The sequence below is a fragment of the Pseudomonas sp. DVZ6 genome (genome assembly GCF_024259445.1).
GTDB lineage: Bacteria > Pseudomonadota > Gammaproteobacteria > Pseudomonadales > Pseudomonadaceae > Aquipseudomonas > Aquipseudomonas peradeniyensis.
Window position 1 is genome coordinate 109,963 of the sequence record NZ_JANCLM010000013.1, and the last position, 23,778, is coordinate 133,740.

Here is a 23,778-nt window from a genome sequence, read left to right on the forward strand (position 1 = left end):
TTAGGTTTTTATTCAGATAAGTCAGGGGATGCGCGTCCTCTTTTCGCGACGGGCGTTTTCTAAAGTTCCACGGGTCAACATAGAATGTTGCGAATGCACTGTGGGATAAATCCCCCGATTCAAAAGCCGACTTTCATCGATTTGAAAGTTAGGCGCCTAGCCTTCGTTGGGTGCGCGAAGACCGCAGCGCGACTAGCTCTGTCGAAATGGATTCGAAGATATCAAATTAGTATTTAATTGCTGCAGCAATACAAGCTATTGAGTGCTTCAGCAGCCAAATAAACACTCTAGGAATTTTGTCAGCGCTGGCCTTGACTCTTGCCCTTGACGAGTAGCGCAGTGAAATTCCGAACGGTACGACAATCGTTCCGGGTGTAATTCACGAAGTTTTCCTTCCTTTACCCAAGCAGCCGCGTAATGTGTAGGCAGGTAGCCAATATAGGTACCGGATAGGAGCAATGTCGCGATTGCTTCCATAGAGAAAGCTTTAATCGATTTACTGAATCGCAGATCGTGAGGTCGACGATTTTCCGCCATATAACCACGATCTACGTAATCAACTGCACAGATCTCTTCGATACCGAGTGCTGAGTCATCACGGCTGAAAAACGGGTGTTCGCTGCTGCAATAAAGATTTTGCTCCTCTTCAAACATCGACTGGTAGTGAAGTCCTGAGAGCCGATGGTGAAAAGCGCCTATAGCAAGTTGCAGTCGCCCTTCGAGGACGCCTTGCTCCAACTCGTCAGGCCGCATGATATGCAAGTCGATACGCGTAGTGGGACAATCCTTTCTGTACAGAGCGATTGCCCGAGAAAGCGGCGCCTCTACGCATGTAATTAGACTGTCTACCGTCCCGATTTGCAGAAAATCAGGTAGGCCACCGTGCAGAGTTGTCGTACGCTGGCGGAATCGATTGATATCGGCAAACAGCTCTTGGGCCGCCACGTATGTGGCCTGGCCTTCTTCTGTTAGCTGAAAACCCGCTTTGCCGCGCGAGCATAGGGAGTATCCCAGGCGAATTTCTAGGTCCCTCACTAGCACGCTCAGGCGCGGTAGACTGGTGTTCAATCGGGCTTGAGCGGCGGTGAAACCGCCTGCTTCAACGATGGAGCAGAAAATTCGTAACATCCGCAGATCAACATCAGTCAGCGTACTTAGCATATTTTCTGCTCATCGTAGAGATTGAGTATTATCGGACTAGCGCTATGGTTCGTCAGCCCACCATCGCCCCACCGCCGTTCACCCCAAGGACTTGACCGGTCATGAAACTGGCCTCCTCGGAAGCAATAAACGCTACCACGTTAGCAATTTCCTCGGCAGTTCCCAAACGCTGCAGAGGGTAACGCGCGGCCTCCTCTCGGATGTAGTCCTCACCCAGTCGGGTGACCATCGGTGTCAGAGTGCCTCCAGGTGCCACGGAGTTCACTCGCACATTCCAAGAGGCGAGTTCCCGGGCTAGAGACTTGCTGAACGCGATGATTCCACCCTTTGCGGCAGCGTAATGGCACAAATCGGCGCAGCCAAGCTGACCAAGGTCTGAAGAGATATTAACGATTGCACCGCTCCGCTGACGCTGCATGAGGACAGCAGCCCCTTTCGAAAATAGGAATGCGCCATGGAGATGAACGCAAATCATCCTATCCCACTCCTCAAAGGTGAGCTCAGTGATCGGCTTTTCGAAAAGAATCCCGGCATTGTTGACCAAGATGTCCAATCGTTCCAAACCAGTGAATGCATATTCAGCGGCACCCGGATCGGATACGTCGCCGAGCACTATGTTAGTCTTAATATCTCGACGATGTAATTCATCTACGAGAGATTGAAGAGCCTCGCTATCACCCAAGTCATTCAAAACTGCAGTATCTCCGGCGTTGCCTAAACGCAATGCAATAGCCCTTCCGATTCCGTTTGCTGCGCCGGTTACGAGATAAGTTTTCATACAAGTATCCAGTTCAATAAGTATGAAGAGCTAGCCAGTCTGCATAGCCGGCCAGGCCATCACCTAAAGTGTAATGGGGCTTATAGCCCAACTGCTCAATTGCCGCGTCAATACTGAAGCGTGCGTTCGAATCCAAAACGGAGATGGTCCCAGGGCCGATATCGATGTTGGCATCGGGGAACATACGGGCTACTCGACGAGCCACATCTGAATAGCTTTCTTGTTCACCTGCAGTCACGTTGAAAACGCGTTGCTTCAGATGATCGCTTGGGACTTCAGCAGCCAGGATACAAGCTCTAGCGACGTCAGAGACGTGTACATATTGCAATAGGTAGTCACCGCCCTCCTCATCATGGTGTGGGGTACCATCAATGGCGCTGCGCAGAAGAGACTTGAGATAACATTGCATGAATTGACCTGGACCATAGATCCAACCGGGGCGGAGCGAAATCACATCAATCCCATACAGGTCGTTGTATACCTTGCCAAGCTTTTCTGTGAAAACTTTGGTGCAACCATAAGGGGTGGTGGGCTGAAGGTCGGCGGACTCGTCTATTACGCCAAGTTCCAGATTATGGCCATAGGCACACTCCGAGCTTAGATTGACAATCCGGCCAACTCCGCTAATTCGAGCAGTTTCGAAGACATGTGTTGTCCCGACTGCATTTGTGAGTACGGTCTGGAGCGGAATCCTTCGAGAGTCCACAGGGTGGGAAATCGCGGCGGTATGGATGATCGCTGATGGCTTGAACGCTTGGCACGCTTGGAGCAGCGTTGCGATATCGGCAAGATCCCCTTGGACATAGCTGTATTTTTTGTCGGAGATCGCGCTGGTAAGGCTTCGATCATAGCCCAGTACTGCATGACCAGCAGCCAACAACTGACGTGCCACTTCCTGGCCCAAAAAGCCATTTGAACCGGTTACCAAATAGTTCATTTGTTGAAACCTCAATAGGGCTGAAGGGGCAACTCAATGTTCCCGGCTTTCCAGTGTGAGTAGACAGAGTCGGGGGTGCAGAACCATAGGTCCTCTTGAGAGCGCATCAGCTGGATCAGGTCCTCCAACATCATTAGTCGCGACGGTCTGCCGATCACTTCAGGGTGCATGGTGAGCATGAAGTGACTGCCAAACTCACGCATGCCGGCAAGCTCAGCTGCCCACATGCGATAGACCTTGTCTGGCTCTTCAATCACCCCGCCAACAGCAGGCTCGGCGGAGTAGGCAAATTGTTCGAAGTCATCGAGCAGCCAGCTAACGGGTAATTCAAGAAGGCTCTGCTCAGGCCCGCCTACGAGATATGGACGATCATCTCCCATCAAACTGCTGTCGGTATGGAATCCCAAGTCGATCAGTGACTGAACTACATCTGGGGTGATTTCCCAGAGGGGGGCTCGGTAGTGACAGACCTCCCGATCAATGGTTTGCTCGAGAATATTCTTGCTGTCCCTAAGAATTATCAGGTTCTCGGCCGGGTTCATTTCATCGACGCGCTCATGAAAGAATCCATGGCAACCGATGCCATGGCCGGCCTTGGCGATACTACGTACCACCTCGGGATCAATTTCTGCAATCCGCCCAGGGATGTAGAACTGTGCCTGGATGCTGTATCGCTCGAGCAAGTCAAGTAAGCGAGGCACTGCGACGCGACGGCCATAAGCTCCCATTGACAGCAACGACAGACGGCGGCCATTTAGGCTGGATGACTCCCAGGAGGATTCCGCGTCAAGGTCAAAAGAGAGCGTGGCAGCAAAGCGTTTGTTGTTGGGCCAGATGATCATTGGAGAAGTACTCCTCAGCTACACACGCCTTCTAGGTTTTGGGGCTGGTCAGACGTGGTGGAGATAGAATGGTCGGGCGCTCAACGCTTGGCGATCGATTCAGCAAGGATGCACATCAACTCAAACATCATTGTGGCCCCCACCAGCGCAGTCGAACCACCTTGGTCGAAAGGTGGGGAGACCTCCACTACATCCGCACCAACCAGATTCAAACCGCGCAGGCCGCGAATAATCTGTTGTGCCTCCAGTGTGGTCATGCCGCCAATTTCGGGAGTACCGGTACCTGGGGCAAATGCTGGGTCGAGAACGTCGACGTCAAACGTGACGTAGGTAGGTCCGTCACCGACGATCCGGCGTGCTTCGGCAATGGTCGCTTCCACTCCAATTTCGCTGAACTCCTCCATATGGATAACACGAATCTCGCACTCTTCTGCGAAGGCTTCGTCGTCAGCTGAGTAGATCGAGCCACGGATACCGATCTGCACGGTTCGCTTCGGATCTAGCAAACCTTCCTCGATTGCTCGGCGGAATGGCGTGCCATGGGTATAGGGATTGTCACCAAAGTAACGATCGTTGGTATCGGAGTGGGCATCGAAATGCACCATCCCGATGGGTCCGTTCTGCGCCAAGGCCCGGAAAATAGGGAGCGTGACCAGATGATCTCCACCCACAGACAAAGGGACCGTACCGGCCTCGTGTATCTGGCGGAAGAAGGCTTCAATGCGCTTCAACGAATCCAGCAGGTCAATTGGGTTAACGGGAGCGTCGCCCAGGTCACCAATGCGCACGAGATCGTACGGGGCGATTCGGCTTACGTGATGGACCTTACGCATCAGGCTCGACATGTTTCGCACTTCACGTGGCCCATGGCGCGCACCGGCACGATTTGTTGTGCCGCCGTCCCAAGGGACACCCACCAGCGCAAGTTGCACCCTGCTCGGGTCTTCGAAGATAGGAAGGCGCATGAAGCTGGGGATGCCAGCAAAGCGCGGAATAAGAGCGGCGTCCAGCGGCTGGGGGAAGTCATTGTGCATATGTCTACTCCATGTGCGCGCCCTCAGGAGCGCACATTCGCGAATGAAAGATCCGATAAGCGTTACCAGAGCTCTCAGCGGCACAATGCAGAGCAAATGTCATGGCCTCACAGACAGTGAAGGCTCAATCGCTTGTCCCTGTGCATTTTTTGGCCTTTTTGAGAGCACGGCGGGCTGAATCATGATGGTAGGCGAGGTAGAGGGAATAAATCCCGTGATGCGCAACCTGACTTTCACCGACGCGAAAGTACCCACGCATTTTCGTTTTCCGAAAAGCTGACTTTCGGTTCTCAGGATTTGTGCTTGCAGAGTATGGCCGTACCTTCAGGGTAGGGTTATCTAAAAACAACAGCGAGACCTAGCAAGCATGAAACTACACGACCTTATCGGGTATGACCGGAATGGCACGATCAAGGAGATCGAGACTGGCTTGAACAAAGGCAAGCTTGGTACGAGAGACATAGTCTTCTCCGCTCTCGGGTTCAATGCACCAGCCTGGGTTGCCGCATCTTCGATGTCGATCCTGTACTCTATCTCCGGTCACCAGGCGCCCCTAGCAATTTTGATAGCCTTCTTCTTTCCCATGCTGGTACTAGCGATTTGCTTGGTTTCGCTCACTCGGTATGCCCCGTCCGCCGGTGGAGTGTTCACATTCTGTTCCCGGTTCATTCATCCCAGCTGTGGAGTAGTGCTCGGCTGGACCTACGCCCTGGCGTGCATGGCGGTAACACCCATGTGTGCATTGATTGGAACCCAGTACATTCAAGCGCTGTTCCCCGCGCTTCAAGGTGAGCTACAGGCAAAGATAATTGGTACGCTGTTGATTTTGACGTTTCTTATGGTCTCATCCAGAGGTGTGGCTGTGACTGCACGGGTAGCAGCTACTTTCCTTGTATTTGAAATAGTTGTCGTCGCAGGCCTGGGTATGTTGGGGATCATCAATCCGCAAGTCAGCGATCTGTCCGTTGCCACGATGTACTCGGTTACCGCGAATAATTGGTCAGCAGTAGCCCCCCGGCGTATTGTTTGGTGTATGGATGTTGGCAAACTTCGATTCGGCTATCAATTACATTGAAGAAGCTAAGGTTCCAGTTCGAACCGTTCAGCGCTCGCTATTGATCGTCTTGATATCTGCGTTTATTATTTACAGTATTGCGGCGATTGGATGGCAATTCGCAGTGCCCGTAGATAAACTTGCCTCTATCGTAGAAAGCGGCAATGGTGGCGCGATTTCGGCGATCGCGGAAACTTACTTGCCCTCATCAATGTCCTGGATCGCCCTGTTTGTTGTAATTACGTCTGCTTGTGCTGGCTTGCAGATTTCTTCGAACTCAGCGGCGAGAACGCTTTACCGGATGAGCGAAGAAGGCCATCTACCTTCCGCACTGTGCGCTGTAAACAAATTCAAGGCGCCTCGATTAACTCTTGCTTTGGTGACTACTGTAGGCATCGCTATAGTTTGGTGGAAGCCAATTAGCAATATCATCTGGTACTACGATGTGATTACGATCACTCTCGTACTTTCTTATGTGTTTGCTCTGATCGCATTTTTGGTTTTAACTTGGGAAAAAAATGCTCCGAAAGTTGCTCTGATGCTCTCGGCGCCTGCTGTTCTCGCGATGCTGGTTCTGGGTTATATTGGATATCTGGCCGGAGCTAGTCCGGTTTCGCCGGATGATATCTACACCGCTTGGTATTTGGGCATATTTGCTCTTGTGAGTGGTGCATTGATCGCGCTGTTGAGTAAGCTATGCAAGCTGCGACCAATTATAAACTAAGTGGATTAGCTTTCTGCAGTCGCATCCACGACGCTAACTGGTAGGTGAAGCTTAAGTATGGGCTGCCTTAACAATCACTAAATAGCTAAGTGCAGCAACCGGTTCGGCCTTTGCGAATCTCGTCGGGTACCACGACCTACTCATTGGCGGGATTCGCGGGGGTCGATTCAAAAAAGAAGATCCCATACGTTTCCCGCGATACTAAGATTTAAAGCTTCCCTAACTGCGAGCTCGTGACTAGAAAATAGCCAAAGTTGACGACCAGGATACCAAGCAACTGCGGAGGGCATTTGATCATGGTTAAACAGCACTTTGAAATGCAGTGCAAGTAATTTCAAGACACAAACAGCTTTCGCTACTGCCCATTTCTTGCCTTGACAATAATTACGGGAGTGTCTTTATGCCCGTGGAGAGAGCATATGCCCAGTGCCAAGATTGACTCGCAGCAGCCAGTGCTCATTGAAACTCGTTCTATAGATCATATTCCAGAGTCCGAACGACATGGAAGTCTCTATAGTCAATTTACGTTGTGGTTAGGCTGCAACTTACAGATCACAGCGCTACTCACCGGTTCGCTGGCAGTGGTCCTCGGCGGTGATGTTTTTTGGTCGCTGATCGGTTTGCTGGTTGGGCAGGTTTTTGGTGGAGGCGTAATGGCCCTACATGCCGCTCAAGGACCAAAGTTAGGTCTTCCGCAGATGATTTCCAGCCGGGTGCAGTTTGGGGTCTATGGTGCTACAATTCCCATCGTTCTCGTAGCGCTCATGTACCTGGGCTTCAATGCAACCGGCGCCATTCTGTCCGGTCAGGCGGTCGCCCAACTGGTTGGTATCAGCAATAGCAGCGGCATCCTTATTTTCGCCTTCCTCACAATGTTGATGACCATTATGGGGTATCGGTTTATCCATTTAGCTGGACGAGCAGCGAGCGTCGTAGGTGTGCTTGCGTTCTGCTACCTCTTCGCTCGCCTAACTTTGAACCACGATATCGCTCAACTTCTGGCCATCCGGCATTTTGAATGGGGCAGATTTTTACTTGCGGTGTCGCTTTCGGCTTCCTGGCAGATCGCATATGGACCCTATGTGGCAGACTATTCGCGCTACTTGCCGGGCGAAACATCTTCAGTCAAAACTATTCTTGCTGTTGGGCTTGGGTCGGTTATCGGAGCTCAGACTTCCATGGTTCTGGGGGTGTTCGCTGCTGCGCTAGCCGGATCAAACTTTGCGGGTCATGAGGTATCGGTTATCGTAGGGCTAGGGAGCACCGGCCTCGCCGCAGCGTTGATTTACTTTAGCATTGCGTTCGGAAAGCTGACTATCTCCACCTTGAATGCTTATGGTAGCTTCATGTGTGCAGCTACCGTCATAAGCGGCTTTAAAGGCAGTGTCGTAATCAGCCAAGCGCACCGTATAGGTTTCGTGCTGTGTATTGTAGGCGCCTCGACGGCTGTCGCACTTGTCGGCGAAGACTCATTCATCGCAGCGTTCAAATCGTTCATTTTATTCTTGCTCGCGTTTTTCACACCCTGGAGCGCGATCAACCTCGTTGATTTCTATTTCATCAACAAGGGAGAGTATAACCTTAAGGCGCTCTTCGACCCTGATGGGCAATATGGCCGGTGGAATGGGGTCGGCATCGTTACCTATGTGATAGGTGTTTTGGTACAGATGCCTTTCATCGCAACTACTTTGTATGCCGGTCCCTTGGTCGAGCTTCTGGGCGGTGTGGACATATCTTGGATCATTGGACTGATTTTTCCGGGGATTATGTACTACGTGCTAGCCAGACGAGCCAAGACTGAAATCTCATCCAGCGTGCTTTCATAGTAACTGCACGCTCGCTCAGGGGCGAGCATCATGTTTTAGGTGGCTGTGAGTTAGGCAGAGAGGAGCTCTTTTATTCGCCGGCCTAGATTAGTTTGATGTAAGTAATGGTTGACTATCGAAGCATGGAGGGGCTGGGAACGCTCAGGCCCCGTCAAGCTTTTTAGTCTAAGCTCACCGCCACCTTCCGGCATGAAAGCGGCTTACAAGCTGATTTTCTGAATACCAGGTTTTGATAGCGGCCTTCTGCTGTCCCTAATTATTATTCTGCGAGATATGAACAGAGAATGAAACGAAGCTTAGAAGAGAGGCCCAGAGCAGGCGAACCACTGATGCTCGAAGCCCTTGCAGCGATGAAGGCACATCGAGATGCTCAAGATGGCGGGGAATCTCCGGAGGAGGTAGAACGGCTCAGATTGCTGGCAGATTCTCTTTATCGCGCCGTAGTTAGTTTCCAGTTGTTGGAAGCCGGCAGTCTGCCTGATCCGATTCATTGATGGCCTAGCAAGATTCATCGTGATTATTTAGGACTGAATTGACCTCGGTTTCGTAGACACCTCGAACGGCAGCTATGGGTCGAAAGCGGCCATTCTCGAGTGAGCTCCATCGACCCATAGCGAATCGCCGTGGCTGCCTGACAAAGCAGCCAAGGTGTAGTTGGGCTTTGCGTGTGCTTGCCCGGGTCTATAAGCTGCAACCTTAGTCCCAATCAACTTCGCAAGAGGTAAACCTTTGTCCACAGATCCGCTGTGTCTCGTTTTTGTTCCGGCGCTTGTATCCCTGCTTAAGGCGGCGGAGGATCGCAAAGGCTCCCAGCTCAACGAGGATGAGGTGCTTGAGATTCGCGATAATGCAACCGCGACAGCAATACCCTTCAGTGTCGCCGTCGCGTTGGAAAAAGAGCGGGGTTATGAGGACATCGCTCCAGAAGAGTGCTGGAAGGAATGGCAGCGAGTACGCTCATTTCACTGAGCAAACAGTCCTCACACAACCGTTTGGGGCCAGAAATTGTGCAATTGCTATCGGAGCCATGGATCAAATGACGACAGTATCCAGCCTCATCGGCCCTTGGAAAGGTGCGGCGTCGACAACGTTGCTACAGCGTTGTCGAGATGCCTGGGACACGCCTTTTGAAGAGCTTTCAGATCTCATGGTCGCTACTTTTCTGAGCCAGCGAATCGCAGTTCCTCAACTGTTGGTCGAGGCCAGGCGACGGTTGGATTCAGAGCCCCGCGATGGCACGGAGTACTTCGATGGCCAACTGGCTGAGGCAGTTTCGGCGCTGAAAGCTGACTGTGTCTGACCGTTAGCTGCCCGACTATGGGTCGATAGCGGCATCACAACAGAACACCAGTATGTATGCATTCCTCAGCCTGTCTTAATCGCCATTTCACAACCACCGAAGGTGGTCGTTTGCAACGTCACGTCTGCCCATCACTCGGATAGGCTTTCCTTGCTTTCAGCGCCGTGCGGAAAGTTGTTGCGGCGCCAGGAAGGCGTCGTGGAAGTAATTGTGGAACGCGTGCATCGCCGGGCTGAATTCCCGCTCGCGATGCCAGGCCAGGCCGACGCTCATGGGGGTGACCTTGTCGGTGATGGTCACCGTTTCGATGCGTTTACCCTCCAGCGACCAGGGGCGGTGTACCAGGTCGGAGAGGATTGCCACGCCGCTGCCGTTGGCCACCATGCTGCGCACCGCTTCCACAGAGCTGGTGCGGATTCGCACGTTGGGCTGCTGGTGGGCATGTTCCCAGTAGCGCATGGCGCTTTGTTCGGCTTCGTCGACGGTAAGCAGGATGAAGGGCTCCTGTGTGACGTCGGCAAGGCTCACGGCCGAGCGTTCGCACAGCGGGTGATGACTGGGCAGCCACAGCCGGCGCTCGGAATTGAACAGGGTTTTCGAGACGATGTCCGGGTGGGTCAGGTTCGAGGTCAGCACCACCGCCATGTCGAATTCGCCTTCCAGCAGGCCTTGCTCGATGGCCTGGCGCTCCCGTTCGTGCACTTCGATGGCCACGTCCGGGTGCCAGTGTTCCAGGCGTTGCAGGTGGTGCGGCAGGAAGTAGCCGATCACCGTGTAACTGGCCGCTACCCGCAACAGGCCGGTGGCGCGAACGTCCGGCAGCGGGCTGTTAAGGGCGTCGTCGACGCTGCGCAAGATCACGTAGGCCCGATTGAGAAAGTGCCGTCCGGCATCGGTCAGGCTCATACCCTGGGCCGATCGCTGGAACAGTAGCGTGCCGAGCATGCCCTCCAGTTCCTTGATCGCAGTGGTCACCGCCGACTGGGAAATATTCAGATGAATCGCAGCTTGGGAGATTTGCCCGATCTCGGCCGTGGCGACGAAGTAGCGAACCTGGCGCAGGGTCAGTGACATGAACACTCCGCTTGATGAGGTATCTGATTTTCAGAAGATATCCCCTCGGATAATAGATCTTCCCAAGGGGGTGGCTGGAACTTAACGTGCTCTGCATGAAGTCACAAGCGTCAGGAGCACGTGTCATGCAGGCAGTAGATTTCAATTCGGACATGGGCGAAGGCTTCGGTCCGTGGACGATCGGCGACGGGGTCGACAACGAACTGATGGGCTTCATCAGCTCGGCCAACATCGCCACCGGTTTCCATGCCGGCGACCCCGGCACCATGCGCCGCACGGTCGAGCAGGCCAAGCGCCTGGGCGTGGCCGTCGGTGCCCATCCGGGCTTTCGTGACCTGGTCGGGTTCGGCCGCCGCCACATCATTGCATCGGCCCAGGAGCTGGTGGACGACATGCTGTATCAGCTGGGCGCCCTGCGTGAGCTCGCCCGAGTTCAAGGCGTGGCCCTGCAACACATCAAACCTCACGGTGCGCTGTACATGCACCTGGCCCGGGACGAAGAAACGGCGCGCTTGCTGGTAGAAAACCTGCAGCGCCTGGAGCCTGAACTGCTGCTGTATTGCATGCCCGACTCGACGATCTGGCGCATCGCCAAGGAGCTTGGCCAGCCAGTGATCCGCGAGTTCTACGCCGACCGCGAATACGACATCAGCGGCTCCATCGTCTTCACCCGCAATGTGCGTGCCTACGACCCCGCGCAAGTCGCTGCGCGGGTACTGCGTGCCTGTCAGCAAGGCGTGGTGCGCACGGTGGAGGGTGAAGACCTGGCGATCGAGTTCGACTCCATCTGCTTGCACAGCGATACACCCGGTGCCCTGGCACTGGTCGAGGCCACCCGCAAAGCGCTCGATGGCGCGGGGATCGAGGTGCGCGCACCGCGATAACGCAACCGAAGACACCTGGCACGCAGACGCCAGGGTTTGCTCGACACACAGATTTTTTGCCTGCCTTTCTACAACTATTCCAAGAGGAACAGACATGGCGCAGCACACAGTCATCACCCCATTGCCGGGGACGTTCTACCGCAAGGCCACCCCGGAGTCGCCGAACTACGTCGAGGCCGGTGCCAGCGTCAGCGCCGACACAGTGATTGGCCTGATCGAGGTCATGAAACAGTTTTCCGAACTGACCGCGGGTACGGCAGGGCGTCTGGACGCGTTTCTGGTCGAAGACGGTGATCCGGTGGAGCCGGGTCAGGCCATCGCTACACTCGAAGACGCGTGAGGGCACGACCATGACCCAAGGCATTGGTAAACTGCTAATCGCCAACCGTGGCGAGATCGCCGTGCGGATCATCCGTGCCGCGAAAGCGCTGGGGATTCCAACCGTGGCGGCGTGCAGCGAAGCAGACGTCGATTCCCAGGCCGCGCGCATGGCCGACGAAGTGCACATCCTCGGCCCGGCCCGCGCTGACAAGAGCTACCTCAATGTCGAGGCCTTGCTCGGTGCCCTGAAGGCCACCGGGGCCAACGCGGTGCACCCCGGTTACGGCTTTCTTTCGGAAAACGCCGAATTCGCCGAAGCGGTACTCGCGGCTGGGGCGATTTTCGTCGGCCCATGCCCCGAGACCATCCGCCGCATGGGTGACAAGGCCGAAGCCCGGCGCACCGCGCAAGCGGCGGGCGTGCCGGTGGTGCCCGGTTCTGCCGATGAACTGTTCGATGTGGAGTCGGCGGTCGAGGCCGCCAGCTCCGTCGGTTTCCCGCTGCTGATCAAGGCCTCGGCCGGAGGCGGCGGACGCGGCATTCGCCTGGCGCAAAACCTGCAACAGTTGCGCGAAGAATTCCCCCGTTCCCAGCGCGAAGCCCAGGCCGCCTTTGGCAATGGCGCGGTGTATCTGGAGCGCTTCATCGGCAAGGCCCGGCATATCGAAGTGCAGGTGCTGGGCGACGGCAAGCAGGCGGTGCACCTGTTCGAGCGCGAATGTTCGCTGCAACGCCGTCGCCAGAAGATCTTCGAAGAGGCGCCGTCGCCGGTCCTCGATGCGCAGCAGCGCGAGGCCCTGTGCGCGAGCGCCGTGCGCCTGACCGAGGCGCTGGGATACAAGGGCGCCGGCACCCTTGAATACCTGTACGACGACGCCACCGGCGAGTTTTTCTTCATCGAAATGAACACACGGATCCAGGTGGAACATCCGGTCAGCGAGCTGATCACCGGTATCGACCTGGTCCAAGCCATGTTGCGCATTGCCGGTGGCGAGCCACTGGGACTCAAGCAAAGCGATATCAAGATCAACGGCGCAGCCCTGCAGATGCGCCTGAACGCCGAAGACCCCGCGCGGGATTTCTTCCCAAGCCCAGGGCTTGTGCAAGCGCTGAACTGGCCACAAGGCGAGGGCGTGCGGGTCGACAGCCATCTGTATGAAGGCTACCGGGTGCCGCCATACTATGACTCGCTGCTGGCCAAGCTGATCGTTCATGGTCGTGATCGCGCCGAAGCCCTGGTCCGCGCGCGACTGGCGGTTGAGCAGACCACGCTCACCGGCATGGCCAGCACCTTGTCGTTGCATGGCGAACTGCTGGAGCAACCCTGGTTGCACACCGCCGATTTCCACACCGGCACGTTGGAAACCTGGCTGGCCGAGCGCCGCAGCGGAGGTGCAGCATGAGCAGTCCGATTCGCTACAGCTTTGGCGCCGACGAACATCTGTTTGCCGAAGTCAGCGACAGCATGTCCCTTGAGGCCTTCTTCAAGGGCATGGCGGTCACCCGCGCGGTGGAGCGTCTGGCCCTCGATGGAGTGCTCGACGTGTGCCTGGCCAACGCCTCGTTCCAGATCCGCTTTGACCCGGATCGCATCGCGCCGGCCGATCTGCTTGAAGCGGTGAAGGGGGCCGAGGCCCAGGCCGTGGCCGAGCGCACCCTGCACACCCGGATAATCGAAATCCCGGTGCTCTACAACGATCCCTGGACCCACGAAACCCTGATGCGCTTTCGCGACCGCCACCAGGACCCGAATGCCACGGACCTCGAGTACGCCGCGCGCATCAACGGCTTGGCCGACGTCGAGGCGTTCATCGCCGCCCACAGTGGCGCGCCGTGGTTCGTTTCGATGGTGGGCTTCGTGGCGGGGCTGCCGTTCATGTTCCAGATGGTCGAGCGCGAACGCCAGTTGCAGGTGCCCAAGTACCTGCGACCGCGTACCGACACGCCGAAATTGACCCTTGGCCATGGTGGCTGCTTCGGTTGCATTTACTCGGTACGTGGCGCTGGTGGCTACCAGATGTTTGGCGTCACTCCGGCACCGATCTACGACCCGCAGCAGAACCTGGCGTACCTGAAGGAACACATGGTGTTCTTCCGTCCCGGCGACATCGTGCAGTTCAAGCCGATGGACCGCGATGCCTATGACCATGCCGTGGCCGAGGTCGAAGCCGGGCGCTTCGATTTGCGCATCCGTCCGGTGGAGTTCTCGCTCGATGCGTTCCTCGCCGACCCGATCGGCTATCCCAAGTCGCTGCAGGAGGTGCTGGCATGATCAAGGTGCTCAAACCCGGTCTGGCCACCTCGGTGCAGGACCTCGGCCGTGAAGGCTACTACCATCTGGGTATCCCGCCTTCCGGGGCGCTGGACCAGTACGCCCTGAGCGCGGCCAACCAGTTGGTGGGCAATCCGGCCAATTCGGCGGCGCTGGAGTGCACCTTGCTGGGGCCGGAGCTGGAGTTTCAGCAGGACGCCCTGGTGGCGGTATGTGGTGCGCAGATGACGCCGAAGGTCGATGGCGTGGACATGCACTTGGACACCGCCTTCGAAGTGAAGGCCGGGCAAGTGCTGCGTTTCGATTTTCCCAAGGCTGGCGCACGGGCTTATCTGGCGGTGGCCGGCGGTATCGATGTGCCGGTGGTGCTCGGCAGTCGTTCCACCTACGCGCTGGGGGCGCTGGGTGGTTTTCAGGGGCGCAGGCTGGTGATGGGTGATGAACTGCCGATCGGCACCGCCAGCGGCAAGGGGCGTGTCGGGGCGAGTCTGCCCATGGCGTTGCGACAGTCGCTGGGAGGGGAGATCACCCTGCGGGTGGTACCTGGGCTGTACTACGATCGCCTGACCCTGGCGGCGGCGGACAGCTTTTTCGCCGAAGCCTGGACCGTCGGCTCGGAGGCAGATCGCATCGGCTATCGCTTCAAGGGCGGCAGCCCGCTGAGCTTCCAGCCTCGCGAGCAGCCATTCGGCGCAGGCTCCGACCCTTCGAATATCGTCGACAGCTGCTACCCGATCGGCTCGATCCAGGTGCCGGCAGGGCTCGAGCCCATCATTCTGCACCGCGATGCGGTGTCCGGTGGCGGCTACGCGATGATCGGCACGGTGATCAGCGCCGACCTCGACCTGGTCGGCCAGATGCAACCCAACCAGAAGGCCCGCTTCGTTGCGGTGACGCTGGAAGAGGCGCTGCAAGCCCGACGGTCCTACAAGAAAAAACTCAGTTGTCTGAGTAAGCTGTTCCCTTCCTGATCTGCCCGCCGCACTGCGCGGGTAAAGCCAAAAAGGTAAGCCAACGCCGCCCTTCGTTACGGGGCGGCTGCCCGCGCTTCAACCTCTGACTTGCGGCGCCGCGCAAGGTCGGTATCAGCCGTCAGTGATGGTCTGGCCTCGGCTACCAGGCTTGCGCATGAGGTTCTGGACCTGCCAGCGCAGGAAACAGCGGCAGCACTTCTTCGGCCAGTTCCTGGATGATTTCCAACGGCGGGCGCCGCGCCATCTGCATGCCCAGTGCCGCATGATTGACCCCGGCGTCACGCCACTCATGCAGCAAATCGATCAGGCCGTTTCGACCGGTGCGCAACACGTAGCCGCCTTGTTGCGGCGTGCGAGGGAAGGTCGGGTCCTCATCCAGGTCGATCCATTCATTGGTGACATGCGGGCGGAAGCCTCCATCGGGAATGAGCGCCCGCCAGGCACTGATCTTCTCGGCCAGGCGCCGAGGGCCAAGGATATTGTGGGTGGTGTCGGGGTAGGTGATCCAGCCGTCGGCCTGCTCGCCAAGCCATTGCAAGGACTGGCGCGATGAACCGGTCACCAGCAGCGGGATCCGTCCAGTGACGGCTTTGGGGAGCAGTTGGGCGCCATCAAGCTGTCCCAGTGGCGAATGGATCGGTGCAGGATGGCCGGCCAGCAGTCGGCGGAAGTAGTCCACGCTCTGCGCGAAGCGCTCCCCTCGACCGTCATGGGTCAGGCCATAGGCCGGAAACTCCACCGGTCGATCGCCCGAGGCGATGCCCAACACCAGGCGTCCACCTGACAGACAGTCCACGCTGGTCGCGGCTTTCGCCAGGTCGACAGGGTGACGCAGCGTGAAAATCGCGCTGCCGGTTGCCAGGGTGATCCTGCGGGTATGGGCCGTCAGATAGGCCAGGTAGGTGAACGGATCGAATACCTGGCCGGCATCACCGAAGGCAGGGTCGTACAAGGGCACATCACGTACCCAGGCGGCGGCAAAGCCCAGGCGGTCGATCTCGCTGAGCAGTTGCGCCTGTCCGTGCAGCACGCCCATATCGCCGTCATAGAAACGAAGCGGCAGGAAGATGCCCAGGGTCAACTGACCGTGGGCGAACATACGTCGGTAACCGGGATGCAGGGCGAAGGCATCGGCGCTGGCGCCCTGGGTGCTGATAGGGGTCATGGACATTCCTTGGTTTGGGAGTCAGGGGCCGGTGGCTGGCGCCGGGAGACGAATGCCGCGCTGCACGGCGGGACGTTGCTCGATCTGTCGGTACCAGCGATTCAGGTGGCGGTAGGAGCTGAAGTCGAAGCCAACGATCTCGGCGATGTGCAGCCAGGCGAAGCTGGCGATATCTGCAATCGAATAGGATTCGCCGGCCAACCATGGGCGGGTTGCAAGCTGCTGGTCGAGAAGTGCGAAGGCATCCTCGGTGAGGGCGCGGTAGCGCTTCTGCGCCGCAGGATTGGGGATGGGCTCGAAGCACTCGAAGTGCACGCGCTGACCCAGCAACGGGCCCATGCTGGCGCTGTGGTACATCAGCCAGGTGATTGCCGCCCAACGCGGTTGCGCGGCCTGTTCGAGCAGCTGGCCGCTGTGTTGTGCCAGGTACAACAGTATTGCGGCTGATTCGAACAGCACGATGCCGGCTTTGCGGTCTACCAGCACCGGGATGCGACCTGCCGGGTTGAGTGCCAGGAAGTCTTCGTGGCGATGCTCGCCCAGGTCGATGTTCACGTGGACCAGGTGATAAGGCAGCCCCAGCTCCTCGAGGGCAATGGTGATCTTGAAACCGTTGGGGGAGCTGTCGGTATAAAGCACAAACGCAGGGTCCTGCATGTTGTTCACCTTAATAAAACTGATTCGAATGTGTCTGGCACAACGCTATGCTAGGTATCATCCAGGTGGTTTACGAACGATCATTCCACTTACTCAGATCAGTTTTTCTAAGGTTGGTATTGCATGGGTGCCGTGTTGCCGTTGCTCGCGTTGCGTGCCTTTTCCGAAACCACTCGCCTGGGCAGCCTGAAGGCCGCCGCCGAGCGCATGGGCGTGACCCCGGGCGCTATCAGTCAACAGATTCGCCTGCTGGAGGATCGCCTCGGGGTTACCTTGCTGACCCGCAGCCGTTATGGCGTGCAGCTCACGGAGGCGGGCGCGAGCCTTTATCCGGGGCTGTCACGCGGGTTTGGCCAGATCGAAAGCGCGCTGCTCGATCTTCAAGTGCTGACGCGGGCCAACACCCTGACGATCAGCACCCAGCCGTCATTCGCGTCCAGTTGGCTGGTACCGCGGTTGGCGGACTTCAATGCGCTGCACCCGGAGATCGATGTGCAGGTGCAGTCCACGGCCGAGCTTGTCGACCTGCACCGGGAGCCTGTCGATATTGCCCTGCGTCATGGCCTGGGGGATTACCCGGGGCTGGAGTCGATACCGCTGCTGGCGCCTGTGCTGCTACCGGTGGCCAGCCCTGGTCTGCTTGCTGGCGGGCCGGTTCTGGAGGCGCCGCAGGACTGCTTGCACTACCCACTCCTGCAGGATGCTGATCGAGCCGACTGGACGCTGTGGTTGCAGGCTCATGGTGTCGAGCCCGATCACCGTAGTCGCCGGGGGCCGAGCTTTGACGAGGATCTGCTGTTGGTGCGTGCGGCTGTCAGTGGGCAGGGTATTGCCCTGGTACAGGCGCAGCATGCCGAAGAGGATCTGCGAAGTGGCAGGTTGGTGGTGGCGCTGGACCGGGCTTGGCCCTCGCGGTTTGCTTATTACCTGGTTGGTCGCGGGGAGAATATGCGGCGAGTGCAGGTGCGTGCGTTTGTTGAGTGGATACAAGCGCGGGTTGAGGCTGAGATGGCATTGGGTGGTCGTGCTGGAGAGTCTGACTCAGGTATCTCGTTGTAGGGTGTCAATGGCAGAGCTAATGCGGGCAGTGGGGGGCTGGAGTGGTGGAGCTCAGGTGTGCGACGGCAACTGACACCTAACGACCCAAAGCTGCCCTCCGGGAAGGGCAGATAACGGCCAAAAGCTGACGCTCAGGCTTTCGCACTTCTTTATCACCAGCCGCAAATTCGAGCATCACAGACGAATGCATTGCTACACCAGATCAGCGATAAGGAGGTCGAGACTGCTTTGATGGCAGTCTTCGAGCATTTGGTGATGGATGACGTGGTGGCCTTGGAACTGGCCGCCAAGTAAGCGACCGCGCCAAATTAACCCCGCGTTGACGTTGAGATGACCGTAGGCCGTTGGGTAGTCCGCTGGCGGCCTTTATCATTCACATCTGAAAAAGAGTCGGTCAAAAGCACAGGTCAAATGCGCCTAGGAAATCAGAAGGTAATAATATAACCTGCCCCAGCGGTCAATTAGTTAGCACTCGTAGTTGTCCGTTTACCATGATTTGTACATTTGGAGATGCTGGGTCTGTCATAAAACCATTGTTAACGACATCGCCACCATTGCCCGACGCAGCTAAAAGCTTCAGTCCTTCAAATTCTTCTTCTGTCACCTCAAAAATTAAATTTTTGCGTTGTAAAGAATTTGCTTGAGCTATTTCCTTTCGCAATCTCTCCAAGATACTCACGCGGTGTACTCCGTAAATTGACAGATCGCTATCTGTTTGCAGCTTGTACTTTCGAAATCGCTGGTTTCACGGCTGCACATCTAGATCTGTATAGCTAATTTTTATCCGTTACGACGATAAGAGCGACTCATGCAAATATCTAGAGAAATATCTGGCTGCTTAGCTCGAGCTTACAGTAAAGCAAACAAGCAAAATAATGCGAATTTAACTAATTGAGCTAGAGCCAATCAATAGAAACGCACCTATTTTGTTCCTTTATCTGCCTATCTAGAGCGCTAATTTTAACCATGAAGCTCGACGATGGCATCAATCTAAGCATCAGAGCTCCAAGTGTAGCTAATGGACCCCCAGTTAGCGTAACAATTAATGCAGCTGCTCACATGATGTGCAATGCTATCCGTTTTCCCCGTGCCAAATGATACTTGCGAGCTATTTGTTTGGTGGTTGTAGTAAGGGCTTTTAGACCAAGGAGGGAGATCAGTAGCCTGTATCGATGCGCTTTCGATTAGGTTCCAAGTTAAAATCGCGCCAGTATCCTTTCGAATCACGAATACCGATCCATAATACTCTGTAAAAGCATTGCCAACGAAATTTCGCTGCCAGTAATACGTCCACGAAGGAAACCTTAGATCAAGTAGCGATGAAGGAACGGCCTCCTCCGTCATGAACTCCGCGACAAAATTACTTTCATTCGAGATCTGCATCTCAACTAGACATTTCGGATGCCATATCTGAGTTTTACTTTCATTCGGGCGCCCCTCAAGCAGATGACCTAATCTATCAATTTTTGCTTCCAGCGCTTGGATTGACGATAGATGTACGCCTTTAACTATTTTACCCTCTTTCTGACTCATGAAAAGATCTCTCCAAAGGTTACTGGTATAAGCCAGTCGCTACCAAACCCTACTCCATAAAGCCAACAAAAAATTTAGTATACGATTCTGATTGATAAGCCATAGAAAGGCTAGCAGACGATTTGTGACACGGAGAGGAGGGCGATAAAAAAGCATAGGAGTATGACGAGCGACTTGTTCTATTCGATGTCGTTCAAACTTCTAGATTTTTCAGATAATTGCCTCGCGGCGCAGCCTGACTTCAAGGTTTTAAGATTGGCATGCTTATTCAGATTTGCAGGCATATTTCATGTTTTTATTTCAATATGATATTTAAATCCTTCAGTCGGGCGCTCTTTTTGGGAGGACTGCACAACTTTGGATACTGAAATTTGATAAAGGCGCCTGGAGACATTCAGCCTACCGAGGGGCCAGCTTAGCCTGGCGGGAGCGGCTATGGTGTGTGGCTGAGCGGTGGCGCTCGAGTGGAAGGGCAGCTTCTGGCCGATTGCCGACCTCGGCGAAGGACCGCTTTGGGTCGATAGCGGTCACCGGTAAGCGGCCGCTTCTGACTCATAGCTGCCCTCCACTGCACTGGCAGAAAACGGGAAACAGCGGAAATTTGGAGTACCTGATCCTGAAACGGCTTTACCCCCGTTTCACCCAACCACCGGCGCATGCTCGGCCATCAACTCGATTATCCAGTCGATAAACACCCGCACCTTGGCGCTGACATGGCGATTCGGCGGAAAGGCCAGATACATCGGCATCGGCGACATGTGCCAGTCTTCAAACAGCGGCAGCAGCTCGCCGCTGCTCAGGTGCGGCTTGGCCATGTACTGCGGCAGCCAGAGCATCCCCAGGCCAGCCAGGCCGGCGGCAAGGTACGCATTGCCGTCATCGACCGTCAGTTGCGGGCGGGCCTGGACCTCTATGCGCTCCTCACCTCGCTGCATCGCGTAGGGCAAGGTTTTACCTGTACGAAACCAGAGAAAGCCGATGGTTTTGTGCTGGCCTTCCTCTAACTCACGGGGGTGCACCGGTGTACCGAGGCGCTGCAAGTAGCCGGGCGTGGCATACATGCCGAGCTGCAGATCGCCCACATGCCTTGCCACCAGGGACTGATCAGTGATCTCGCCACCACGCACCACGCAGTCGACGTTTTCGCCAATGATGTCGACGATGCGATCGCTCACGCCCACGGTCAGCTGGATTTCTGGATAACGTGCAAAGAATTCCGGCAAGGCGGGTATGAGCAGCATTCGCGCCAGCGGGCTGGGTACATCCACCCGCAGCCGTCCGCGCGGAGTCATGGACGCGCTGGACAAGCTGGTCTCGGCGTCGTCCATGTCGACCAGTAGCCGGACCACGCGTTCGTAGTAGGCCGCGCCGTCGGCGGTGACATTGACCTTGCGTGTGGTGCGGTTGAGCAGGCGCACGCGCAGCCTCGCTTCCAGCTGCTGGATGAGCTGCGTCACAGTGGTCTTGCTCATGTGCAGGGTGGCGGCCGCCTTGGTGAAACTGCCGGTTTCCACCACTCGGGCAAACGCCTGCATTGCATCGAATCGGTCCATTCCACGCCTCGTTCGCACCTGGATTGTTTGGAGTATACAAACAGTCCTGACCAGAGCTGCCCGTTTATCCAGGTAGGTGGCCTTTTTATAGTGGTCTCACCGTAAACACCGGGCCGCGATGGCCCAGAACGAGGTAGGCAATGTCCAGTAAACGTGATGTCGTTTCCCCACCTGATCGCCATGCTTTGTACGAGCTGCACCGCTACTCGCCGGCGATTCGCTCCAACGGTTTTCTGTTCGTATCCGGTCAGGTCGGCAGCCGCAAGGATGGCTCGGCCGAGCCGGACCTCGCGGCGCAGGTTCGTCTGGCCTTCGCCAACCTCAACGCGATCCTGGCCGAGGCCGGTAGTAGTTTCGAGGATGCGGTTGATACGACCATCTTCATGGTCGATCCCGACTCGAAATTCGAAACCATCTGGGAGGTGGCGGCCGAGTATTGGGGGGAAGCGCCTTATCCCACGGTGACCGCTCTTGGCGTGACTTGGTTGTCCGGCTTCGATTTCGAGATCAAGGTGATCGCGAAACTGCCGCAATAGAGGCGGTCCAGCCCCTGCTTCCGACTCAAGTCGCAGGGAGCGTTCGTGCTATTTAGCTGCACTTGGTATGCCCCCGGTTACCCGTCGGCCAGACGGTAATGGCGGTTCGCCTTGAGGGGACTATCGTTGCTTGTCTGGGCGACGACTACCGACCGAGGGCGGTGCCATGAACACGAGTGATCTACTGGAACAGTTGCTTCGGGCCGGGCAGGGCTCGCAAGCGCAACAAGGGCGCGGCGGCATGTCAGCGCAAGATGGCCTGGGTGGATTGCTGGGAGGGCTGCTTGGCGGCGGCAGTGGAGCAGGGGGTGGTGGTGGTCTTGGTGGTTTACTGGGCGGCCTTCTGGGTGGCGGTGGTGGCAACGCCGGCGCTTCCGCTCAGGGACGCTCTGCTGGTGGCGTCAATTACGCGGCTCTCGCGTCGCTGGGCATGATGGCGTTCCAGGCTTATCAAAGTTGGCAGCGCAGCCAGGCGGCAGCCCCGCAACAGGCCGTGCGCACCGTGGATCAATTGTCTGGCCCCGAGGCCGAAGATCACAGCCATGCGATCTTGCGTGCGCTGATTGCGGCAGCCAAGGCTGACGGTCGCATCGACCCGCAGGAAGAACAGTTGATCTACGCCGAAATCAAACGTCACACCAGCGACCCGCAATTGCAGCAGTGGCTGGATGAGGAAGTCAGCAAACCACTCGATGCCGCTGAGGTGGCGCAGTCGGCCCAGGACCCGGGCATGGCTGCGGAAATGTACCTGGCCAGTGTGATGTTGGTGGATGACCAACAGGATGCGGAGCGGGCCTACCTTGATGAGTTGGCCAGTGCGTTGGGGATCGATCCGACGTTGCAGGTGCATCTGGAGCAGCAGGCGAAGGGCGCCGCCTGATCGATCCGAAGTGGGCATTGATCCAAGGCGCTGTTCTCAATGCAACCTGGTTGTTGGGCTGCGTGGGAGCGGGCTGGCCCCGCGATCACCGGCAATGCCGGTGCCATACGCCGCATCGCGGGGCAAGCCCGCTCCCACGTTGGTAATGCTTGTAACGTTGTTTCCTGCACGACTGCGTAGCCCATAGGGCCCGGCGATCTCCTGCAAGAGCTTGACCTGGGCTTCAGCCCACCTCCATGAACCGTCGCCGCGTCACGAACAGCACCACGCCCAACGGCACGGCCAGGAGCGCCAGCAGCTCCAGGTCAAAGCCCGGCACCTGCTGCTGGTCGAATTTGAAGATGCCGACCAGGCCCGCAGCCAACAGCGCCACGCCCAGCCACTTGCGTATGGGGTATGGTTTCAGAAGCTGAACGAGCAGTGCGCCCAGTACCAGAAGGATGGCAGCTTGCATGATGTAGGGCATATGCAGCTTCTCAGACCTGATGACCAAAAGTGGCGGGATTCTCTACAAGCTCTGGGTGAGATGTAAACCGTCTTTTTTGGGGCTGGGTAGACGGGCAGGGGAGAGACCCGCGTCGCGTCCTACAGGGATGAATCAGATTTTCCCTATTTCGAGTAGTCCATTTCCGAAGCATGCTTTGGCCACTGTTGCGCCCTCGAAGTGGCGGCTAGTCTCGCTGGGTCGTTGCCAAATCAACGACCGGGTCTGCAAGCCTGCGCGGTATTACGATGGTGCTCACCATGAGCCTCGGCGTCGAGTCGTGGGTCTCGCTTTATGGTGGCTACGTGCGGGTGGCCTTTTGGTCAGCCGGGTTTTCGCCTCGTAATGCCCCGGTCTTGCAGACCTGCACGTAGCTGCCACCCTTCACCTGCAAGTGAAGAGGTGGCGGTCTGACTAATGCATTGCGAGGTGTTTATGCTCAAGATCGTCCCGGATCCACCCCCGTCCACCGAATCCTCCTATCTCCTCGAGGACACCCTCGTCCAGGCCACCGAGTACGTCATGTGCGCACTGGCCGTTGCCCATCAGTCGTTCAGTCACCTGCCGAAATCACCGGCCACTCTGGTGATGCTGACGATGATGCACGAGCTTGATGCCACCCGCATGCTGCTGGAGTCGGCTTTGGCCCAGCTCCAGATGAGTGTGCGACCGCCGTCATACACATTGCACTGACAGGGCTGCCACGGCCCCCTAGGCGATCATCTAGCCA

Annotated in this window: 26 protein-coding genes; 14 read left to right on the forward strand and 12 right to left on the reverse strand. The window is 56.8% G+C overall.

All coding sequences use genetic code 11. The features are described 5' to 3' along the window. Positions 1–267: 267 nt before the first annotated feature. The 5 genes from NMG10_RS10020 to speB all read right to left on the reverse strand — a co-directional run bounded on the left by NMG10_RS10020 (position 268) and on the right by speB (position 4,752). Entirely contained in the window at positions 268–1,161 is an 894-nt protein-coding gene (locus NMG10_RS10020) for a LysR family transcriptional regulator (protein ID WP_203652509.1), read from the reverse strand. A gap of 52 nt (positions 1,162–1,213) precedes the next feature. Next, the gene (locus tag NMG10_RS10025; protein ID WP_203652510.1) at positions 1,214–1,939 is read right to left on the reverse strand and encodes an SDR family NAD(P)-dependent oxidoreductase; all 726 of its coding nucleotides are present in this window, start codon (positions 1,937–1,939) and stop codon (positions 1,214–1,216) included. Between the two features lie 13 nt (positions 1,940–1,952). Further along, on the reverse strand, positions 1,953–2,876 hold the full coding sequence (locus tag NMG10_RS10030; RefSeq protein WP_203652511.1) for an NAD(P)-dependent oxidoreductase: 924 nt from the start codon (positions 2,874–2,876) through the stop codon (positions 1,953–1,955). 11 nt (positions 2,877–2,887) lie between these two features. Beyond that, entirely contained in the window at positions 2,888–3,718 is an 831-nt protein-coding gene (locus NMG10_RS10035) for a polysaccharide deacetylase (protein WP_254464287.1), read from the reverse strand. Positions 3,719–3,798: 80 nt separating this feature from the next. After that, positions 3,799–4,752, reverse strand: a complete 954-nt coding sequence (gene speB / locus NMG10_RS10040; RefSeq protein WP_254464288.1) for an agmatinase — start codon at positions 4,750–4,752, stop codon at positions 3,799–3,801. A 367-nt stretch (positions 4,753–5,119) separates the two neighbouring features. Between speB and NMG10_RS10045 the strand changes: the two genes are divergently transcribed. The 5 genes from NMG10_RS10045 (at position 5,120) to NMG10_RS10065 (ending at position 9,325) form a co-directional block, all read left to right on the forward strand. Then, on the forward strand, positions 5,120–5,827 hold the full coding sequence (locus NMG10_RS10045) for an amino acid permease (protein WP_254464289.1): 708 nt from the start codon (positions 5,120–5,122) through the stop codon (positions 5,825–5,827). Next, positions 5,790–6,530 (forward strand): amino acid permease, encoded by a 741-nt coding sequence (locus NMG10_RS10050; RefSeq protein WP_254464290.1) that lies wholly within the window; start codon positions 5,790–5,792, stop codon positions 6,528–6,530. Before NMG10_RS10045 ends, NMG10_RS10050 begins: the two co-directional genes overlap by 38 nt. Before the next feature lie 419 nt (positions 6,531–6,949). Further along, positions 6,950–8,356: a cytosine permease gene (locus NMG10_RS10055; protein ID WP_254464291.1), complete on the forward strand. Its 1,407-nt coding sequence runs from the start codon at positions 6,950–6,952 to the stop codon at positions 8,354–8,356. A gap of 329 nt (positions 8,357–8,685) precedes the next feature. Then, the gene (locus NMG10_RS10060; RefSeq protein WP_324256549.1) at positions 8,686–8,850 is read left to right on the forward strand and encodes a hypothetical protein; all 165 of its coding nucleotides are present in this window, start codon (positions 8,686–8,688) and stop codon (positions 8,848–8,850) included. Between the two features lie 235 nt (positions 8,851–9,085). Then, positions 9,086–9,325, forward strand: coding sequence for a hypothetical protein (locus NMG10_RS10065; protein ID WP_254464292.1), 240 nt, complete (start codon positions 9,086–9,088; stop codon positions 9,323–9,325). A 487-nt stretch (positions 9,326–9,812) separates the two neighbouring features. Here the strand turns inward: NMG10_RS10065 and NMG10_RS10070 are convergent, their stop codons facing one another. After that, positions 9,813–10,730 (reverse strand): LysR family transcriptional regulator, encoded by a 918-nt coding sequence (locus NMG10_RS10070; protein WP_203652519.1) that lies wholly within the window; start codon positions 10,728–10,730, stop codon positions 9,813–9,815. A gap of 125 nt (positions 10,731–10,855) precedes the next feature. Between NMG10_RS10070 and NMG10_RS10075 the strand changes: the two genes are divergently transcribed. The 5 genes from NMG10_RS10075 to NMG10_RS10095 all read left to right on the forward strand — a co-directional run bounded on the left by NMG10_RS10075 (position 10,856) and on the right by NMG10_RS10095 (position 15,178). Beyond that, positions 10,856–11,614 (forward strand): 5-oxoprolinase subunit PxpA, encoded by a 759-nt coding sequence (locus tag NMG10_RS10075; RefSeq protein WP_234560957.1) that lies wholly within the window; start codon positions 10,856–10,858, stop codon positions 11,612–11,614. A 94-nt stretch (positions 11,615–11,708) separates the two neighbouring features. After that, positions 11,709–11,954, forward strand: coding sequence for an acetyl-CoA carboxylase (locus NMG10_RS10080; protein ID WP_110737685.1), 246 nt, complete (start codon positions 11,709–11,711; stop codon positions 11,952–11,954). A 10-nt stretch (positions 11,955–11,964) separates the two neighbouring features. Next, positions 11,965–13,338, forward strand: a complete 1,374-nt coding sequence (locus NMG10_RS10085; RefSeq protein ID WP_254464293.1) for an acetyl-CoA carboxylase biotin carboxylase subunit — start codon at positions 11,965–11,967, stop codon at positions 13,336–13,338. After that, positions 13,335–14,207 carry an allophanate hydrolase subunit 1 gene (locus NMG10_RS10090; protein ID WP_028690765.1) on the forward strand — a complete coding sequence of 291 codons (873 nt, stop codon included), beginning with the start codon at positions 13,335–13,337 and terminating at the stop codon, positions 14,205–14,207. The genes NMG10_RS10085 and NMG10_RS10090 overlap by 4 nt, the downstream gene beginning before the upstream one ends. Continuing rightward, entirely contained in the window at positions 14,204–15,178 is a 975-nt protein-coding gene (locus NMG10_RS10095) for a biotin-dependent carboxyltransferase family protein (protein WP_254464294.1), read from the forward strand. The genes NMG10_RS10090 and NMG10_RS10095 overlap by 4 nt, the downstream gene beginning before the upstream one ends. Before the next feature lie 142 nt (positions 15,179–15,320). Here the strand turns inward: NMG10_RS10095 and NMG10_RS10100 are convergent, their stop codons facing one another. Then, positions 15,321–16,346 carry an LLM class oxidoreductase gene (locus NMG10_RS10100; RefSeq protein ID WP_232856087.1) on the reverse strand — a complete coding sequence of 342 codons (1,026 nt, stop codon included), beginning with the start codon at positions 16,344–16,346 and terminating at the stop codon, positions 15,321–15,323. A 21-nt stretch (positions 16,347–16,367) separates the two neighbouring features. Then, entirely contained in the window at positions 16,368–17,003 is a 636-nt protein-coding gene (locus tag NMG10_RS10105) for a glutathione S-transferase family protein (RefSeq protein ID WP_254464295.1), read from the reverse strand. 123 nt (positions 17,004–17,126) lie between these two features. Between NMG10_RS10105 and NMG10_RS10110 the strand changes: the two genes are divergently transcribed. Continuing rightward, the gene (locus tag NMG10_RS10110) at positions 17,127–18,062 is read left to right on the forward strand and encodes a LysR substrate-binding domain-containing protein (protein WP_254464296.1); all 936 of its coding nucleotides are present in this window, start codon (positions 17,127–17,129) and stop codon (positions 18,060–18,062) included. A 457-nt stretch (positions 18,063–18,519) separates the two neighbouring features. Here the strand turns inward: NMG10_RS10110 and NMG10_RS10115 are convergent, their stop codons facing one another. The 3 genes from NMG10_RS10115 to NMG10_RS10125 all read right to left on the reverse strand — a co-directional run bounded on the left by NMG10_RS10115 (position 18,520) and on the right by NMG10_RS10125 (position 21,148). Beyond that, positions 18,520–18,741, reverse strand: coding sequence for a hypothetical protein (locus NMG10_RS10115; protein WP_254464297.1), 222 nt, complete (start codon positions 18,739–18,741; stop codon positions 18,520–18,522). Between the two features lie 311 nt (positions 18,742–19,052). Then, positions 19,053–19,595, reverse strand: coding sequence for a hypothetical protein (locus NMG10_RS10120; RefSeq protein WP_254464298.1), 543 nt, complete (start codon positions 19,593–19,595; stop codon positions 19,053–19,055). A 638-nt stretch (positions 19,596–20,233) separates the two neighbouring features. Then, positions 20,234–21,148 (reverse strand): LysR family transcriptional regulator, encoded by a 915-nt coding sequence (locus NMG10_RS10125; protein ID WP_254464299.1) that lies wholly within the window; start codon positions 21,146–21,148, stop codon positions 20,234–20,236. Positions 21,149–21,288: 140 nt separating this feature from the next. Between NMG10_RS10125 and NMG10_RS10130 the strand changes: the two genes are divergently transcribed. Then, positions 21,289–21,684 carry a RidA family protein gene (locus NMG10_RS10130; protein ID WP_254464300.1) on the forward strand — a complete coding sequence of 132 codons (396 nt, stop codon included), beginning with the start codon at positions 21,289–21,291 and terminating at the stop codon, positions 21,682–21,684. Between the two features lie 166 nt (positions 21,685–21,850). Next, the gene (locus tag NMG10_RS10135; protein ID WP_186712431.1) at positions 21,851–22,564 is read left to right on the forward strand and encodes a tellurite resistance TerB family protein; all 714 of its coding nucleotides are present in this window, start codon (positions 21,851–21,853) and stop codon (positions 22,562–22,564) included. A 223-nt stretch (positions 22,565–22,787) separates the two neighbouring features. Here NMG10_RS10135 and NMG10_RS10140 read toward each other — a convergent pair whose 3' ends face one another. After that, complete coding sequence (locus NMG10_RS10140) at positions 22,788–23,030, reverse strand: hypothetical protein (RefSeq protein WP_254464301.1); 243 nt, start codon at positions 23,028–23,030, stop codon at positions 22,788–22,790. Between the two features lie 453 nt (positions 23,031–23,483). Between NMG10_RS10140 and NMG10_RS10145 the strand changes: the two genes are divergently transcribed. Next, entirely contained in the window at positions 23,484–23,741 is a 258-nt protein-coding gene (locus tag NMG10_RS10145; RefSeq protein WP_254464302.1) for a hypothetical protein, read from the forward strand. The last annotated feature ends 37 nt before the right edge of the window (positions 23,742–23,778 follow it).